We start from the raw sequence: 17,796 nt of genomic DNA on the forward strand, positions 1-17,796 counted from the left end.
AAAGTTACAACTTAAAATAATTATATAAATATGAATTATCTAATTATAGAGCTTTTTTTGTTTTGTACTTAAAAAATAAAATAATTTTCTTAAATCTTTTTATTACTACTGTAACCGTTTTGTAATTAAAGAAGATTAGAATTCTCTCACTAAATTAAAAAAAGGTAATTAACAAATGAAAAAAATCGCGTTATTAGCAGCAGCATTGCTAACAGTTTCTTCAGTTTCAGCAGCAGATTTAAAAGGTAGTGGAGCTTCTTTCCCTTATAGTGTTTATCAATCATGGATTGGTGCTTATTACAAAGCAACAGGTGTTCAAATTGATTATATTTCAAAAGGAAGTTCAGCAGGTATTAAAGATGCAAAAGCAAGAGCAGTTGACTTTGCAGGTACAGATGCGCCATTAAATCCTACAAAATTAGATAGTGCAAAATTATATCAATTTCCAGGTGTAGTTGGTGCAATTACTATGAGTTATAATATGCCAGATATTTCAAAATTGAGTTTAAGTAGATCTGCAATTGCAGGAATAGCTCTTGGAAAAATCAAATATTGGGATGATAAAATTATTACAGCTGAAAATAAAGGTGTAAAACTTCCTCATGAAAAAATTACTTTTGTTCACAGAGCTGATGGTTCTGGAACTACATTTAACTTTACTTATTACCTAAGTAAAATTTCTAAAGACTGGAAAGACTCTTTTGGAGCTAAAAAGTCTCTTAATTGGCCAGGTAATCACCATGTTGGTGGTAAAGGAAATACTGGTGTAGCTGCACTTATTAAACAAACTCCATATTCTGTTGGTTATGTTGATTATGCTGATGCAACAAACAATAAACTTCAAATGGCTTCTGTTGAAAATAAAGATGGTCACTATATTGCACCTGAATTAAAAGCTTTCCAAGCTGCTGCTGCAAAAGCTGCTCTTGATCCTAAGAAAGATTTTTATGCTGTAATTGCTGATCCTTCAGGTAAAGATGTATATCCAATCGTTGCTGCAACATTTATTTTATTACCAAAAGAAGCAACTGAAATGAATAAAAAAGTTACAGCTTTCTATGACTGGTCATATAAAAATGGACAAGCACTTGCAAGTGAATTAGGTTATGTTCCTCTTCCAAATGCATTAACAACTAAAATTAGTAAATATTGGGCTGACAAAGGTATTAAATAATATCGTCACACTAAACAACTTGAACTAAAGTTCAAGTTGTTTTTAGCTTATCTTAAAAGTATAAGTTTTCAAAAGTGTATTTTATGCATTTTTTAGAATTTATAAGTATTGGTTGTAAATGGAAAAAATTTTTAAAAATCTCTCTTTTATTAGTGCAAGTTTTGTACTAGTAGTTCTTATTGGAATATTTGTTAGTCTATTTAATTCAGCAAAACCTGCAATGGATGAATATGGCTGGGGCTTTATTACTGATTCTTCTTGGGCAAAATATGTTACTGTAGAAGAACCAGAACCAAAAGTTACAAAAAAAGAATCTACAAAAAAATCAACTGTAGCTGTTGAAGAAGAATCAGATGATGCGTTTGATGATATTTTAATTGATGATTCAGATTCATTGACTAAGACTATTTATGGTGGATTGATTCCTATTGTTGGAACTATTCTTTCAACTTTGATTGCAATGGTTTTTGCTCTTCCAATTGCTATGGGAATAGCCGTTTTTTTAGCAGAAATTGCTCCTAAAAATATCTCAAATATAGTAGGTATAGCAATAGAACTTTTAGCTGCAATTCCAAGTATTATTTTTGGTATGTGGGGTTTGTTTTATTTTGCTCCGATTGTTCAAGGTATTGTGGGTGGATATCAAGTGTCACTTTTAACAGCTGGACTTGTTCTTGGTGTTATGATACTTCCTTTTATGGCGGCAATTACAAGAGATAGTATGAGAACGACTCCTGATGTTTTAAAAGAGTCAGCTTATGCTTTAGGTGCTACAAAACTTGAAGTTATAAAAGATGTAATTTTCCCTTATTCAAAAAGTGGAATTATTGGTTCAATTATACTTGCTCTTGGTCGTGCTTTAGGTGAGACAATGGCAGTTGCCTTTTTGATTGGTTCTGTTTTTTCAATGCCAACAAAAATCACTGATCCTACTGTATCAATTCCAGTTGCTATGGCAAATAACTTTGGAGAAGCAACAGGGCTTACAATGTCATCATTGTTTTATTTAGCATTTTTACTTTTTGTAATAAGTTTTACAGTTATCTCAATTGCAAAAATTTATTTTCTTAGAAAGGTTAATTAATGAGATTGTTTTTAAATAAGTTTATATTAATTTTATCAACTATTTCGGCTTTGATTGGTTTAGCTTTTTTAGGTTGGATATTAATTACTTTAGTAATAAAAGGATTGAGTTCTTTTCACCTTTCATTATTTTTTAATGACTTAATAAATGGAGGACTTAGAAATCTAATTATTGGTCAATTTATTATTGCAGGTATTGCTTCACTAATTGGTATTCCTATTGGAATGTTAGCAGGTATTTATCTACAAGAGTATGGTGGTAAAAAATTTGTAAGAGTTATAAGAGACCTTAGTGATATTATGATGAGTGCACCGTCAATTGTAATTGGTGCTTTCGTTTATGCAATTATTGTTGTTCCAACGGGAGGAACAAGTGGATTTGCTGGAAGTATTGCTTTGGCTATTATGATGATACCAATTGTTATTAATACAACTGATAATATGTTATCTCTAGTTCCAAGAGAGTTAAGAGAAGCTGGTATGGCACTAGGTGCTAGTAAATATAGAGTTACCCTTGATATTGTTATAAAAGCGGCAAAAGTAGGAATTATGACAGGGTTACTTTTATCTTTTGCAAGAATTATTGGAGAAACAGCACCACTTCTTTTTACAAGTGAGACAAGTAACTATTTTAGTTTAGATTTAACAGAAGCTTTCCCTTCATTAACTGTTAGTATTTACAATCTTGCAAATGACCCAGTTACAGCAAGCCGAGATTTAGCTTGGGCAGCATCATTTATACTTACAGCATTGGTTTTAATGATAAACCTATCTGGAAGATACATTACAAGACACAAAGGATAAAATAAAATGTCAATTATGAGTATAGAAAAATTTGGTTTTAAATATGCCTCGGCACAAACTAAATCATTAAATGATATTAACTTAAAAATTAAAAAAAATTCAATTACAGCTTTAATAGGACCTAGTGGATGTGGAAAATCTACACTTCTTAGATCTTTAAATAGAATTCATGATTTATATCCTGGAAACGAATATTCTGGTAAATTGATGCTTTTAAATCAAAAAAAGAAAAAAATGGAAAATATTCTTGATTTGAAAAAAGAGAATAGTTTTATATCTTTAAGACAAAGAGTAGGAATGATATTTCAAAAACCTACACCTTTTCCAATGAGTATTTTTGATAATGTTGCTTATGGTTTAAGAATATCTGGTATTAAAAATAGAACTGAATTATCAGATAGAGTTGAGATGGCTTTAAAAGGTAGTGCTTTATATGGTGAAGTAAAAGATCGTATGAATAAAAGTGCTATGGGATTAAGTGGTGGACAACAGCAAAGATTGTGTATTGCAAGAGCAGTTGCTTTAAAACCTGAACTTTTATTATTTGATGAACCAACATCTGCTCTAGACCCTATTTCAACAGCTGCTATTGAAGAGTTGATAGTTGAACTTAAAAATGAAGTAAGTATTGCAATTGTTACACATAATATGCAACAAGCAAGTAGAATTAGTGAATATACTGCTTTTATGTATTTGGGAGATTTAATAGAATATGATGAAACATCAAATATATTCTTAAATCCAAAAGAGAAAAAAACAGAAGATTATATTACTGGAAGATTTGGATAATAAATAAGAGTTATTTTATATTATGAAAAAAGGCAAAGTTATTTAACTTTGCCTTTTTTTTAATCCCTTGAAAGTTTAACTAACTGCTTAATCATAATTTTTGCACTATCTTCAAGTAAAGGTTTTTCGTAAGTTGTTAATAGCTCTCTTGCTAAAATATTTGCACCTAAGTGTTGGAATTGTATTCTCATAGCTTGAAGACCTTTTTGTCCTCCACCTCCACTGTGAGTTGCTAATCCTACAATTTTTTCATTAAAAGCATCTCTCCATGATTCAGTTGCTCTTGATGTCCAAGCCATAGCATTATTAAGTACTGGTGGCATAACTCCATTATATTCAGGAGCAACGATAATAAATGCTTTTAGGGCTAAAATTTTGTTTGCTAACTCTTTTGCAGTATCTGGAATACCATTTCTTTCTTCTTCAACTGTACTATATAATGGTAAGTTTAAATCCACTAAATTAATAACCTCTGCATCAACACCTTCAATAGTTGCTAATTCTTTTAATTTATCACCTAATTTTCTATTATTATTTGCACTTGCAACTAATATTCCAATTTTTGACATTTTTATCCTTTATAATATTTTTTGAAATATACCATACAAAACTTTACTCTTTATAACGAAGAAAATCAATATAAAAACCTAATAATATTTTAAATATTAAAATTCATTTATTGCATCATATAATATAATGCTCCTGTAGTAGCAAAAGAGAATATAATACCATATCCTACAATTGCAGAACACAATCTTGGAGCTAATCCTGCCATAGATGCCATAGCACCTGCTGTTATCATAGCAGGCATTGCAGCCTCTATTATTGAAACTTTTGCTGGTAAGCCACTCCAACCAAATATAAAACAAATAAGAAAAGCAATTGCTGGACCAATAATAAGTTTTATAAAACTTGAAACAAAAAATGGCTTAATATCATGGGCTGGTATTTTAAATTGTAATTGTAAACCAACAGCTACTAAAACTAAGGGCACAATTGTATTTGAAAATATTTTTAATATGTGTATTACCATAGGTGAAAGAGTTGTTCCCATAAGTAAAAGACCAACAATCAATGAAAGAAAAGGAGGGAAAGTCACAACTTTGATAGTAATAATTTTAAAATTAGTTTTTCCACTACCTGAGTACAAAGTTAAAACAAAAGTTGCATAACTGATTAAAAATATGAAAGTACCAAGTTGATCATAAATAAGTAAATAAGCCATAGCCTCTTGCCCATAATAAGCATTTATTAAAGGAATACCTAAAAATGAAGTATTACCCAAAACAGTCACTAACATCAAAGCACCTGTAACTTCTTTCGTAAATTCAAGCCATCTTGAAACATAAAAAGTAATAACAGCAGTAATACTCATAACACTCCATGCAATTACTATTGGGATTATCATTGTAAGTGATATATTCATTGTAGGGATTTCAAGAAGTATCATAGCTGGCATCGATATAAAAATAACAAATTTATTTAAAATCTCAGGAGTATTTCCGGGGAATGCCTTAAGAATTTGAAATAAATAACCTAATCCAATACATAAAATAATAAGTATAAAATTTTCCATTATAATTGCCTTTAATAGAGTTCAGGCATATTGTATCTTCAAGAAGATCAGTAGTTGTTTTTAATGGTTTAGGTGAAAATAATAGAATGCCTAATTAGTATGTGAATAGTATCAAAAAAACAATTAATCTTTTAACTTAGATTTAACAGTATCCACAAATATTTTAAAAATCTTTAAATGTTGCTTTTTGTAAAAAAGATATTCAGGATGCCATTGTACTCCAAATATTAAATTATTTTCATCTTTTTTTGATATTGATTGAATAATATTATATTTATCAACTGCTTCTAATTTAAAAGATTCAGGTAGTTTTTGTACAGCTTGATGGTGTAATGTATTTATCTTTAAATTTGAAGTTTTTAAACATGTATCTAAAATACCACCTTTTGTTACACTTATAGTTTTCCAAGGTAGTGGAGTATATTTGTAATCATATCCATCTCTTCTTATGTCTTTGCAAAGTTCTCCTCCAAAAAATATATTTATTAGTTGATATCCTCTACATATTCCAAAAACTGGTTTATTATTTTCTACAGCTTTATTTAAAAGTGTATACTCTAAAACATCCCTTTTATAAGATATTACATCTTCTAATTTGCAAGTTTTATCTTCAATAAAAGCATTATATAAATCATTTCCTCCACTTATGAGTAATCCATCCATATCTAAATCATCATAGGGTTTATTGGGAGTGATTATTTTAGTACGAGCTCCACATAAAAAAAGAGAAAAGATTATAAAGAACCTAGATACAAATCCTTTTTTAGGACCTGTAACTATTATAGTAGGTCTGTTATGTAACCATGACATTGTTCTATCCATTCATTTTTATTAAATAAAGGTGAATCAAGTTGAATCAAAAACTCTTTACTCATTTTTGTAAATACTTTTTCATTGTTTGCTAAGATTTCAACTATTACCCATAATTGAAACTCTTGAGAAAGATTCCATCTAAATAGATTTACTTTTGAATTTGGTAATCGATAGTGATATGTAGGTCTTGGATTTATTTTCTCTTTTGGAAGATGTTTTCTTACTTCTTTTTCATTCCAAAAAGCTAATTGTGGCAACATATCTAAAATACGATTTCTTGTAGGATTATATTTTATGTAATCTTGCAGAAACTCTTCTTTTGTTGGTTTATAATCTAAATCAATAATTTTTTTAATATACTCTTTTGGAAAATCATTTATATAAGGTGAAACTTTTCTTGCAATATCAACTTCACTTTGTAGTTCTATCCATTTTTGAATAATTAAAAATGATTTAAAAAGTCTTAGTACATCTTCAATATTTTGACTTGGTGGCTCTATATTAAAATGAACTCCAAAGGCATAATAAAGTGAATGAGTAGTCCCTAATGCTCCATTTAACCTAAGACTTTCAATTAATCTATCAGCTTCTTTTAGGTCTTTAATTGGTATTGGAGGAGTTGCTATTTCAAAAGGTACAAATCGCTTTGATGTTTTATCTACAATATCATCTATGCTATGGGACATATTTCCTATAATGTTACTAAGTTTATCAAATAAATTATCAGTTTGCATTTTTTGGAGTAATTGTGCATCTAGTTCAAATTTAAAGTTTCCATATTTAGTATCTTTTAATTCAAGTTCATATTTTGTAATTTTTTCTAAATTTCCACCAAATAATTCAGACACAAGCTCAGCACTTTTTTCTAATGAAAGATTTGAGTACTCAATTTCAATACCTAGATGTCTTGGTTCATTTTTATTATTAAAAAAAAGTTTTGACAAATACTTCTTCTCTATTACTTCTTGGTGGCTTATTTGCATACTACTCCTTTTAATCTTTTTATTATAAAGATAACATAAGTTATTTAAACATAACTTAATTATTTTTTAAGATAGGATGTAATTATTTACAATTTTTTGGTAGTTTTATAGAAAATTGAGCACCTACATAAGTTTCATTGTTATATTGAAATTTTTCATTTGTCGCATTGATTTCTCCATTCATATTTGTAATGATTTGTTTACTCATATAAAGCCCAATACCAGTTCCACCCATGTCTTTTTTAGTCGTAAAATATGGTTTAAATACATCACTTAAAATATCCTTAGGAATACCACCATTAGTGTCTTTTATTTTAATATATAAAAAAGTATTGTCTTCAAAAACATCAATAAATACATATTGCTTTTGAGTTTTATGTGGAGATTTTATAAATTCATCTTTTGCATTCTTTATAATATTTATAAAAACTTGTAAAAGTTCATTTTGATAGCCACTTAGATATGTTTCCTTTATATTTTTAATAATTTCAATATTACTAGTTTTAAATTCTGAACTAATTAATTTTAATGTTTTTTCAAAAATAGTTTCTATATTAAAGTATGTTTTCTCTTTACTTGGATTGAAAAAGTTTCTAAAATCATCAATTGTAGTAGTTAAGTGAATAACTGAATTGTCAATATTATCAATTGCTTCGTTTATTTCTTCTTCAGAGTTATGACTTTCATCTTCTTTATTTAGCCTTAGAAGGCTATTTGACATGCTTATTAAGTTTAGTGGCTGTTTCCATTGATGTGCAATATTTCCAATCATTTCTCCCATAATTGCCATTTTTGATTGTTGAATTAATAGCATTTCTTTTTCAATTGTTTTTTTTGTTTCTAAGTCTAAGTTTTTTCTATATTCTTTAAATTTTGTAGCAATGATATTTGATACATAAAAAGAAATTGCTATTAAAAAAAGTGTCATAATACTACTAATAATTAGTATCTTGTTTATAACTTGCTTACTATTTTTCGTAAGTTCAACTTCTCTTTGTTTTATTACTTCATTTAACCTATCTAAATAAAAGCCATTTCCAATTACCCAATTCCACTTCTCAAAAAGTTTTATATAAGAGATTTTTGCAGATGATTTATAGTTTGCATTATAGGTTGATAGATAATCTAAATATCCTTCTTTATTAGTCTTTGCAAAATTCAATATATCTTTTACGACAAAATCACCTTTAGAATTTTTTACTTTTAGCCTATTTTGACCAATACATTCTGTTCTAATATCAGACAGACAATTACCATTTAAATCATATACAAAGATATATCCATTTTCGTTGTATCTAAATCTTGTAATCCATTCTAAAACTTTTTTCTTTACCTTCTCTTGAAAGTCCATGGTATATTCACCAGTACCAATAACTACATTATATGGTTCAAAATATTTGTAAAAACTTATTTTTTCGTAAGCTTGAGTTTTGTTATTTGGTTTATACCAATAGTACTTATCAAAGGCTTCATTTTTATTTTTAATTGTTTGGGTTATTTTTTTTACAAATTTATAACCTTTCGCATCTTCGTAATCAAGCATATTTTTTCCCTCAAACTCTTTATTAAAGGGTTGTAATATCTTAACACCATTTATGTCATCTATGAAAAAATAGCCTCTATTATTATTGTAAGACATTCCTGTTAATGCATGTTTTATAGTAGTTAGTATGCGTTTTTTTAATCTTGTTTGTTCGTTTGAAAACTCATTTGATTCTTCTGTATAAAGTATATTTGCTACTTTGTATGCTTCATATACTTTTTCTTTGATAGTTTTTTTTAAATTTTCTTCTGATTTACTTATTTCATCATTTATTAAAGAGATGATATTTTCTACTTCATATCTAACAATTTTTTTGTTTTCATTTAAATAGTTCGTTTTTAAAATATCAACTTCTTTTTTAACATCTTGTTTTTTTTGTTCAATAAATATGTATGTAATAATAAAAGAGAATATTATTACAGGTATTATTGCTCCATATTTAATTAAATTTAAAATATTTTTTTCATTATCAAAAAATTTCATAAGATTCCTACATTAAATAAATTATTTAATTATAGCTAAAGGAAATAAAAAGAAACTTTCGATTATTAAAAAATAATAATTTAGTTATAAAATTTTAGTGCTGAATCAATATCAGGTTTTAAAATTAATTTTTTTGAATCAAAAATAATCCCAAATTTATTTAATTTATTCATTATTCTCTTATTTACGCCAGTTATTATAAGAACTTTTTCATTTCTTTCAAAGTTCTCTATCATTGATTCTATTGCAACAAGAGCAGTCATATCTATCATTGTTACATGCTCCATATTTAAAATAACAATTTTTATGTCTTCTTTTGTAGAAATTAGTATTTTAAGAGCATTTTGTGCTGCACCAAAAAACATAGGTCCATTGATATTATAAATAGCAATATCATTTGGAATATTTTCATGAACAATAGAGTGCTCTTTATTAATAAGTTCAATAGAGTATAATTCTATAGTTCTTTTTATAAATAAAATAGAAGCAAGTCCCATTCCCACAGCAACAGCAATTTGCATATCAAGAAGTACAGTCAAAGAAAAACATACTAATAATACATAAACATCATGTTTGGGTGCTACTTTTATTATTTTTATAAAGTGTTTGACTTCTGACATATTCCAAGCAACAACTAAGAGTAAAGCAGAAAGTGAAGCCATAGGTAAAAATGATAAATATGAAGCAAAAAATAGTATTGAAAAAAGAATAAATATAGAATGAATAATCGAAGAAATTTTTGCTGTTCCACCTGATTTGATATTTACAACAGTTCTAGCAATTGCAGCAGTTGCTGGTATACCTCCAAAAAAAGGAACTACTATATTTGCTATTCCTTGTCCTATTAACTCTTTATTTGGATTTGTTCTATTGTTTGTCATTCCATCTGATATTACAGCACATAATAACGATTCTAAAGCACCTAATATGGCAATTGCAATACTATGTGGCAATAATTTATATAATAAATCTAAATTTAAATCATCCATCGAATAATTAGCCCAAGGAATATTGAACTGCAAAGGAATAGGGGGAATTCCGTTTCCTTTTATTTCACCTATTTGATAACTAAAAGTTGAAAAAATAGTCGATATTTGAATATCTGGATTATTTGAGTTAAATAAATAAACTCCTATTGTAACTATTGATAAAGCAATCAAAGGAGCTGGTATTTTAGTTTTTACTTTTGGCCATAATATTAATAAGCCCAAAGTTATTATCCCTACAATTAAGTCATTGATTTGAAATGTAGGAAAGGCTTTGATTAAAGTATAAACTTTTTCATAGAAATGACCAGTAAAAGATTCAATCTTTAAACCAAAAAAATCTTTTATTTGAAAAGTAGCAATTACTACAGCAATACCAGTTGTAAATCCAACAGTAACAGGATAAGGAATTAGTTCTATTAAGTTCCCAAGTTTAAATAATCCCATTAAAACAAGAATAAATCCTGACATTAATCCACACAATAAAAGTCCAACAAGTCCAAATTCATGTACAATTGGAATTAAGATGACTACAAAAGCAGCAGTTGGTCCTGAAATATTTATTTTACTGCTACCAAATATAGATGCTAATATACCAGCAATAATAGCAGTGTAAAGACCATTTTGTGGTGGAACACCAACTGCAATTGCTAATGCCATAGATAATGGCAATGCAATAATTCCAACGGTTAGACCTGAAAATATATTATTTTTCATTTGTTTTCTTTTTGATTAATTTTATAGGTAGTATTTTTTAGATCAGTATTTTTCATAATTTATTTCTTTTAAAATTTAAGCATATATTTCAGTAGTATAACTCGCAATAACTTGTTAAACCTTAGGTGAATAGATAAAGTAGTAATTTAATAATAAAAGAGCTAAACGCTCTTTTATTATTTACAAAGAAAAGTATAGTTTGTATTTATTTTAACTTCTAAAGAATTATCAATAGGTTTAGCAATACTAGATGTTTTACTCAAAGCTGAAGCTTCCATAAGCGTATTTCTAAGTACAGGTGTATATCTTTGATCTTTAGAAATATTAATATCTTTAATGCTACAAGTTTTATTAGAAAATAATTTTTCTAAATTTTTTGCATAATCAATTCCAAAAGTAAAAGCTTGATTTTCTAACTTTCTGTATGAAACTAACATCTCTTCTTCTGTAAGAATCGGATTAGAAGCACCTATTGATGTTTTATTTATATTTGATTTATTCAAATAATTTATGAATTCATTTAAACTTTTAGTATCATCATATGTACAAGTAAAATTTATATTAGAAATATACCCTTTATTTTCTTTTTTATTATTGATATAAACAATATTTGGATTTATCGAGTATTTGCCTCCACTACATTCTAAATTCTTATGTTCTTTTAAATCTTTTACTTTCTTTAATATTGATTCCATATTATTTTGTATAGTATCAAAACTTGGACTTTGATTTTCTGCTGAAACATTAATTTTGTAGCTTGTAGTTTTTGCAGTATTTGTAAAACTTTCATTCAACGAGATCGTTGTTGCATTTAGACTTAAAAATGATCCCCCAAATGCTAATATTAGTAGTGTTTTTTTCATAATATTCCTTATTTTTTATTTTTAAAACTCAAGTATATCATTTAAAAGATAATGCTTTGTAAATCAGTTTTATCTGTCTTTTCAAGAACAAAATATAGAATAACACAAATTTTATCTATTTCTTTGCCATTATCGTTTATAATGAGGTTAAATTAAAAAATAAATATTTAACATAAAAGGTAAACGATGGGATTAGGTGTCCCAGTACTTATATGTTTATAATTCCCTTTAAACTACCATAATATAAGACTTCTAATCCAATTTAAGTTTTAAATAAAATATAAAAGTCCTTGAATAGTTCTTGTCAAAATAATAAATTATGAGTAAATTAAAAAGTTCACTTTTTTCTTCCATAATCACTTAAGGTTTATGGAACTTTGCAGTTTTTACTTTTTGAACACTTTATGGAACACGGAAAACTTACTTGAGTACTTCGTGTTTCAAAACCTAGTGGTTAAGAAAGAGATTATTCAAAATTTTGTGTTCTATTTCTTGTTGATAAATCATACTATTATGGAATATATTAAACCAAACCTATTGATGATTAGATTATTAATATTTTAGTTAGGGGAAATTAGCAAAAATTAACAAAATTTTTAATCTATAGTTATAAAAGAAAAATTAGTCTATAATTATTAAAATATTATTTACATATAGCCAGTAAAAAAACTTTTGAAAAAATTTCCACAGAAAAAGGAATCTCTTCTTCTAAGAAGCTCCCAAATCCCATACATATAGCTTTAAATGTTGCAGTAGAATCTGAATGTATATAATAAAGTTTTATTTTTTTGTTTATTGCCTCTTTTTCAAGTATTTCCCAATTTATTTTTACAATAGGCACAATAACTATTGATAATCCACTTCCTTCTCTTAGTATTTTAATCTTATCCTTTAAATAAAAGAGTAAAGATTCTTTCATAATGTTATGTTTCTTTTTATTTAAAATTCTAGTTTTCCTTATGTGTTTTTCCCAATAACCATCTTTAATAAATAATTCAAGCGTTTTTTGTGTATCAATAGATACACCAGAGAAATGAAAATTAAATTTCTCTTTGTATAGTGGCAATAATATTGTTGGTAACACAAGATAACTAACTCTTAGAGCAGGAGAAAGAGATTTTGAAAATGTACCTGTATAAATAATACAATTATTATGGTTAATTCCTTGTAATGAAGGAATTGGTCGATTGTTATAACTTAGTTCACTATCATAATCATCTTCAATAATATAGGCATTATTTTTTGTAGCCCATTGTATAAGTTTAAAACGATTTGCAATAGGAATAGTTACTCCTGTTGGATATTGATGTGAAGGGGTAATATATAAAAGTTTACACTTATTTTTTTCTATATGTTCTAAACTAATACCATCAGAATTTATTGGAATATTTTCTATAGAATAATCAAGATTTTTGAATACTTTTTTTACTACTGAATATCCTGGAAATTCAATTCCTAATTGTGAAGTAGAAGATTTTAATATTGTAGCAATAATAAACATTGCATCTGAAAATCCACTACATATGACTATTTGATCAGGATTACATTGTACTCCTCTATTGTGACACAAATATTTTGATATTTGTACTCTAAAAGAATATTCACCTTGCATTTGAGGATAGCTTCCAAAATTAATCATATCTTTCATAATTTTATTATGTAATCTAGACCATAGTTTATTAGGGAAATTATCATTATGTAGTTGAGCAGGATAAAAATTATATAAAATATTTGTAGTAGTTGGTTTTAAAGCATGTTGAAATGTTTCTTTTAGTGGTAAATAGTTTTCTATATCTTTACTTACAAAATATCCACTTTGTGGATAACTTTCAATATATCCTTCTGCGAATAATTGACTATATGCAGATTCTACTGTGTGTTTACTTACTTGGTAATCTTGAGCCATTTGTCTAATCGAAGGAAGTTTTGTTCCTGCAGGCAAATTTTTTTCAATATTAATTTTAATTTGATTATATAGTTGGATATATAAAGGTGTTGATGAATTAATAAGCTTATATATAACTGTCCTTTTTATTTATCAATTTTTGTACCTTGAGTAAGTTACAGCTGTATGTTATTATAACACCTGAAAACTTAAATAAATAGAGTTATTGGAGGAATACTTGGAAACTAAAATAGCAAAAGTTTTATTTATTAAAACAGGAAGAGTTACTACACGAAATTTAGAAAATAATAAAAGGAAAAAAATTGTTTCGGCAATAAGAAAATATCCTGTAAAAAAAGCATTTCTTACAAGAACTGGATTTATGGATGATGAACAAGGTGATTTAAAACATCATGGAGGTGAAAACAAAGCACTATTCTTATTTTCACAAAAAACATATGAACAAATTAATAAACAGTTAAAAACAACTTTTGATATTGATGGTGTTGCACATTTTGGAGAGAATATAATTCTATCTGATATTACTGAAAGTGATATTTGTATAGGAGATATTTATCAACTGGGAGGATCAAGAATACAAATCACACAACCAAGACAACCTTGTTGGAAATTAAGTGCTAATACAAATAAAAAAGAGATGACAAAGTTTATTTTTCAAAGTGGTTTAACAGGTTGGTATGCAAAAGTTTTAGATGAAGGTGTAGTTTGTGTAAATGATGAGCTTATTTTAGAAAAGAGAAAATATCCCAACTTAAGTATTAAAAAACTTAATCAACTTATTGTAAATCCATTATTAGATGAAAAAATAACCAACGAAGCACTAAGTTGTAAAGTATTAGGAAAGCCATTTTTAAACTCATTGTCAAAAAGATATAAATTTAAAGATGAAGATGAACAGTTTTCATTTTATCATACTTAAAAGGGAAGAGATGAACGAAAACAATTATTTATTGCCATTATATAATAGATTAGATGTCTCATTTGTAAGAGGTAAGAATTCTATTTTATATGATGAAAAAGGGAGAGATTATGTTGATTTTTCTTCTGGAATTGGTGTGAATAGTTTGGGTTATTGTGATAAAAAAGTTGTTAAAACGATAACTAAACAAGCCAATAAAATTTTACACACATCAAATATTTACCATATAAAGTCACAAGAAAAATGTGCGAAAAAAATAGTTACATTAAGCACCTATGATATGCAGTGTTATTTTTGTAATAGTGGTGCAGAAGCAAATGAAAGTGCCATTAAACTGGCTCGAAAATATGGAAATACAGCTTTTTGTAAAACAAAGTATAAAATTATAACTATTAAAAACTCGTTTCATGGAAGAACAATAGCAACTTTAAAAGCAACAGCACAAGAGGGAAAACATAAATATTTTGGACCTTATCCTGATGGATTTGTTTATGCTGATAATATAAATGAGGCGATAAACTTAATAGATGATGACACTGTTGCAGTTATGCTTGAACTGATTCAAGGGGAAGGCGGCATTTTTATGCAAGATAAAGAGCAAGTAAAAAAGTTAAGTGAGGTATTGAAAAAAAAGAAATTATTATTGATAATAGATGAAGTTCAAACAGGTGTTTATAGAAGTGGAGAATTTCTAATGTCACATCATTATGAGATTAGACCAAATATTATAACTTTAGCAAAAGGCTTAGCAACAGGAGTTCCAATAGGGCTGATGATGACAGATTTAAGAAATGTTTTAAAGCAAGGTGATCATGGTTCAACTTTTGGAGGAAATCATCTTTCGACAACCGTGTCAATTAAGGTTTTAAATATTTTAGAAAAATATAAAAATAGTGGAAAACTTGAATCAAACATTAAATACTTTAATGATTATTTAGACTACTTTATAGAAAGATATCCATCTTTGTTTTTATCAAAAAATGGCTTTGGTTTTATGCTTGGACTCAAACTTAAAGATGGAACAAAGCTCAATGAGATTGTAAAGTTATCTTTAAAGCAGGGTGTTTTAGTACTAAAATCAGGAAAGGATATTGTTCGATTTTTGCCACCATTGAATATATCAAAAAAAGAGATAAAAATGGGATTTAAAAGATTTGAAAAGGTTGTAACAAAATTGAAAGGAAAAAATATATGAGACATAGAACAAAAACACATTTACTTACACAAGAAGAAGTTGAAAAGTTATTTATACGAGCTGAAGTTGGTCGTATTGGGAGTTTTGGAAAGGATGGTTATCCTTATATTGTACCTATGCATTTCGTATGGCATAATCAAAAGATATATTTACATGGATTACCAAAAGGAGAAAAAATAGATAATATAAAATTAAATCCAAATGTATGTTTTGAGATAGATGAAATGATATCTTTATTATATGATGGAGTGGAAAATCCATGTGATGTAAATACTGAATTTAATAGCATAATTTTACAAGGACACGCAACTATTGTTGAGGATTTTGATGAAAAGAAAATAGCACTTTTAAAAATAGTGGAAAAATTTACACCTCATTTAAAAAATAAAGAATTACCTCTAAATATGATAAATGGTACAGCAGTTATTGGAATAGATGTTATGAACTGTGTAGGAAGATATTATAAATAAGAAATAGCAATTTTTGGATTGTGTAATGTTGTTAGTTAGGTTATGATTTTAAAAGTAAATAAAAGGAGATAAAAATGAGTTTTATAAAAAATGAAAGTCTAGAAAAAGCAGATTATGAGGTATTTTCAATAATTGAAAATGAGTTAAAAAGAGAAACAAATCATCTAGAGATGATAGCATCAGAAAACTTTACTAGTCCTGCTGTGATGGAAGCAACAGGAAGTATTTTTACAAATAAGTATGCAGAAGGTTATCCATATAAAAGATATTATGGTGGATGTGAATTTGCAGATCAAGTTGAGCAGTTAGCTATCAATAGAGCTTGTGAAATTTTTGGTTGTAAATATGCAAATGTTCAACCACATTCTGGAAGTCAAGCCAATAGTGCTGTATATGCAGCATTGTTAAGTGCAGGAGATAAAATTCTTGGTATGGATTTAAGTCATGGTGGACATTTAACTCATGGAAGTAAACCATCCTTTTCAGGAAAAAATTATAATGCTTTTTCTTATGGAGTGGAACTAAATGGATATATTGATTATGATAAAGTTATGGATATTGCAAAAGTTATACAGCCAAAAATTATTATTTGTGGTGCAAGTGCTTATGCTAGAGAACTTGATTTTAAAAAATTCAGAGAGATAGCAGATGCGGTAGGAGCAATTTTGTTTGCTGATATTGCACATATTGCAGGACTTATTGCTGCTGGTGAACATATGTCACCTTTTCCTTATGCTGATGTTGTTACAACAACTACACATAAAACACTAAGAGGACCAAGAGGTGGTATAATTATGTGTAATGATGAAGAGATTGCTAAAAAACTTAACAGTGCAATTTTCCCAGGAACACAAGGTGGTCCTTTGATTCATGTTATTGCTGCAAAAGCAGTTGCATTTAAAGAGGTATTAGATGTTTCATGGAAAGAATATACAAAGCAAATAAAAGCCAATGCAAAAGTTTTAGAAAAAGTTTTAATCAATAGAGGATATGATTTAGTAAGTGATGGTACGGATAATCATCTTGTACTTGTAAGTTTCTTAAATAAAGACTTTTCAGGAAAAGATGCAGATACCGCACTTGGAAATGCAGGAATTACTGTAAATAAAAACAGTGTACCAGGAGATACACGAAGTCCATTTATTACAAGTGGTATTAGAATTGGAAGTCCAGCTTTAACTACACGAGGAATGAAAGAAAAAGAATTTGAAATAATTGCGAATAAAATATGTGATGTTCTAGATAATATTCAAGATATAAATTTACAAAAAAGAATTAATAAAGAGATGAAAGAATTAGCAAAAGGATTTGTTATTTATACTCAATCAACATTTTAATTAGACCTATTGAAAATCCTAATGGTAGTAGAAATATCTCATAAATTGTTATATTTGGAACTTTTAACTAAAACTTAAAGTTGTGTTCCAAATATAAGAGGTTTAGCAACTTAACGCTTGCAGCATGCGCGCCATTGGAATGGAGCAGAAGGAGC

The 17,796-nt window shown here is 27.6% G+C and carries 16 protein-coding genes; 8 read left to right on the forward strand and 8 right to left on the reverse strand.

Going from position 1 to position 17,796, the window contains the following annotated elements; translation table 11 throughout:
- The first annotated feature begins 175 nt into the window (after nt 1–175).
- From pstS to pstB, 4 genes are all read left to right on the forward strand, one after another.
- Nucleotides 176–1,174: a phosphate ABC transporter substrate-binding protein PstS gene (gene pstS, locus ACNI3D_RS05165; protein ID WP_419768487.1), complete on the forward strand. Its 999-nt coding sequence runs from the start codon at nt 176–178 to the stop codon at nt 1,172–1,174.
- A 118-nt stretch (nt 1,175–1,292) separates the two neighbouring features.
- Entirely contained in the window at nt 1,293–2,258 is a 966-nt protein-coding gene (pstC, locus tag ACNI3D_RS05170) for a phosphate ABC transporter permease subunit PstC (RefSeq protein WP_419768488.1), read from the forward strand.
- On the forward strand, nt 2,258–3,061 hold the full coding sequence (pstA, locus tag ACNI3D_RS05175; RefSeq protein WP_419768489.1) for a phosphate ABC transporter permease PstA: 804 nt from the start codon (nt 2,258–2,260) through the stop codon (nt 3,059–3,061). Before pstC ends, pstA begins: the two co-directional genes overlap by 1 nt.
- Before the next feature lie 6 nt (nt 3,062–3,067).
- Nucleotides 3,068–3,850: a phosphate ABC transporter ATP-binding protein PstB gene (gene pstB / locus ACNI3D_RS05180; RefSeq protein ID WP_419768490.1), complete on the forward strand. Its 783-nt coding sequence runs from the start codon at nt 3,068–3,070 to the stop codon at nt 3,848–3,850.
- Nucleotides 3,851–3,909: 59 nt separating this feature from the next.
- Here pstB and ACNI3D_RS05185 read toward each other — a convergent pair whose 3' ends face one another.
- The 8 genes from ACNI3D_RS05185 to pdxR all read right to left on the reverse strand — a co-directional run bounded on the left by ACNI3D_RS05185 (nt 3,910) and on the right by pdxR (nt 13,849).
- The gene (locus ACNI3D_RS05185) at nt 3,910–4,419 is read right to left on the reverse strand and encodes an NADPH-dependent FMN reductase (RefSeq protein ID WP_419768491.1); all 510 of its coding nucleotides are present in this window, start codon (nt 4,417–4,419) and stop codon (nt 3,910–3,912) included.
- Between the two features lie 107 nt (nt 4,420–4,526).
- Nucleotides 4,527–5,426: an AEC family transporter gene (locus ACNI3D_RS05190; RefSeq protein WP_419768492.1), complete on the reverse strand. Its 900-nt coding sequence runs from the start codon at nt 5,424–5,426 to the stop codon at nt 4,527–4,529.
- A 123-nt stretch (nt 5,427–5,549) separates the two neighbouring features.
- On the reverse strand, nt 5,550–6,236 hold the full coding sequence (locus ACNI3D_RS05195) for a gamma-glutamyl-gamma-aminobutyrate hydrolase family protein (protein WP_164969787.1): 687 nt from the start codon (nt 6,234–6,236) through the stop codon (nt 5,550–5,552).
- Nucleotides 6,206–7,222: an amidoligase family protein gene (locus ACNI3D_RS05200; protein WP_419768493.1), complete on the reverse strand. Its 1,017-nt coding sequence runs from the start codon at nt 7,220–7,222 to the stop codon at nt 6,206–6,208. Before ACNI3D_RS05200 ends, ACNI3D_RS05195 begins: the two co-directional genes overlap by 31 nt.
- Nucleotides 7,223–7,304: 82 nt before the next feature.
- Nucleotides 7,305–9,248 (reverse strand): sensor histidine kinase, encoded by a 1,944-nt coding sequence (locus tag ACNI3D_RS05205; RefSeq protein WP_419768494.1) that lies wholly within the window; start codon nt 9,246–9,248, stop codon nt 7,305–7,307.
- Nucleotides 9,249–9,328: 80 nt separating this feature from the next.
- Nucleotides 9,329–10,951 carry a C4-dicarboxylic acid transporter DauA gene (dauA, locus tag ACNI3D_RS05210; protein ID WP_419768495.1) on the reverse strand — a complete coding sequence of 541 codons (1,623 nt, stop codon included), beginning with the start codon at nt 10,949–10,951 and terminating at the stop codon, nt 9,329–9,331.
- A gap of 176 nt (nt 10,952–11,127) precedes the next feature.
- Nucleotides 11,128–11,814 (reverse strand): SIMPL domain-containing protein, encoded by a 687-nt coding sequence (locus ACNI3D_RS05215; protein WP_419768496.1) that lies wholly within the window; start codon nt 11,812–11,814, stop codon nt 11,128–11,130.
- A gap of 643 nt (nt 11,815–12,457) precedes the next feature.
- Nucleotides 12,458–13,849 carry a MocR-like pyridoxine biosynthesis transcription factor PdxR gene (pdxR, locus tag ACNI3D_RS05220; protein WP_375725344.1) on the reverse strand — a complete coding sequence of 464 codons (1,392 nt, stop codon included), beginning with the start codon at nt 13,847–13,849 and terminating at the stop codon, nt 12,458–12,460.
- Nucleotides 13,850–13,937: 88 nt separating this feature from the next.
- Here pdxR and ACNI3D_RS05225 point away from each other — a divergent pair, with 88 nt between their 5' ends.
- The 4 genes from ACNI3D_RS05225 (at nt 13,938) to ACNI3D_RS05240 (ending at nt 17,641) form a co-directional block, all read left to right on the forward strand.
- Nucleotides 13,938–14,639: an MOSC domain-containing protein gene (locus ACNI3D_RS05225; RefSeq protein ID WP_129102060.1), complete on the forward strand. Its 702-nt coding sequence runs from the start codon at nt 13,938–13,940 to the stop codon at nt 14,637–14,639.
- 10 nt (nt 14,640–14,649) lie between these two features.
- Nucleotides 14,650–15,834, forward strand: coding sequence for an acetylornithine transaminase (locus ACNI3D_RS05230; RefSeq protein ID WP_419768497.1), 1,185 nt, complete (start codon nt 14,650–14,652; stop codon nt 15,832–15,834).
- Entirely contained in the window at nt 15,831–16,304 is a 474-nt protein-coding gene (locus ACNI3D_RS05235; protein WP_419768498.1) for a pyridoxamine 5'-phosphate oxidase family protein, read from the forward strand. The genes ACNI3D_RS05230 and ACNI3D_RS05235 overlap by 4 nt, the downstream gene beginning before the upstream one ends.
- Nucleotides 16,305–16,378: 74 nt before the next feature.
- A complete protein-coding gene (locus ACNI3D_RS05240) occupies nt 16,379–17,641 on the forward strand; it encodes a serine hydroxymethyltransferase (RefSeq protein ID WP_419768499.1) in 1,263 nt (420 codons plus the stop codon).
- Nucleotides 17,642–17,796 lie beyond the last annotated feature (155 nt).

This window comes from Arcobacter siniprincipis (SeqCode) (genome assembly GCF_048571125.1).
Lineage (GTDB): Bacteria > Campylobacterota > Campylobacteria > Campylobacterales > Arcobacteraceae > Arcobacter > Arcobacter siniprincipis.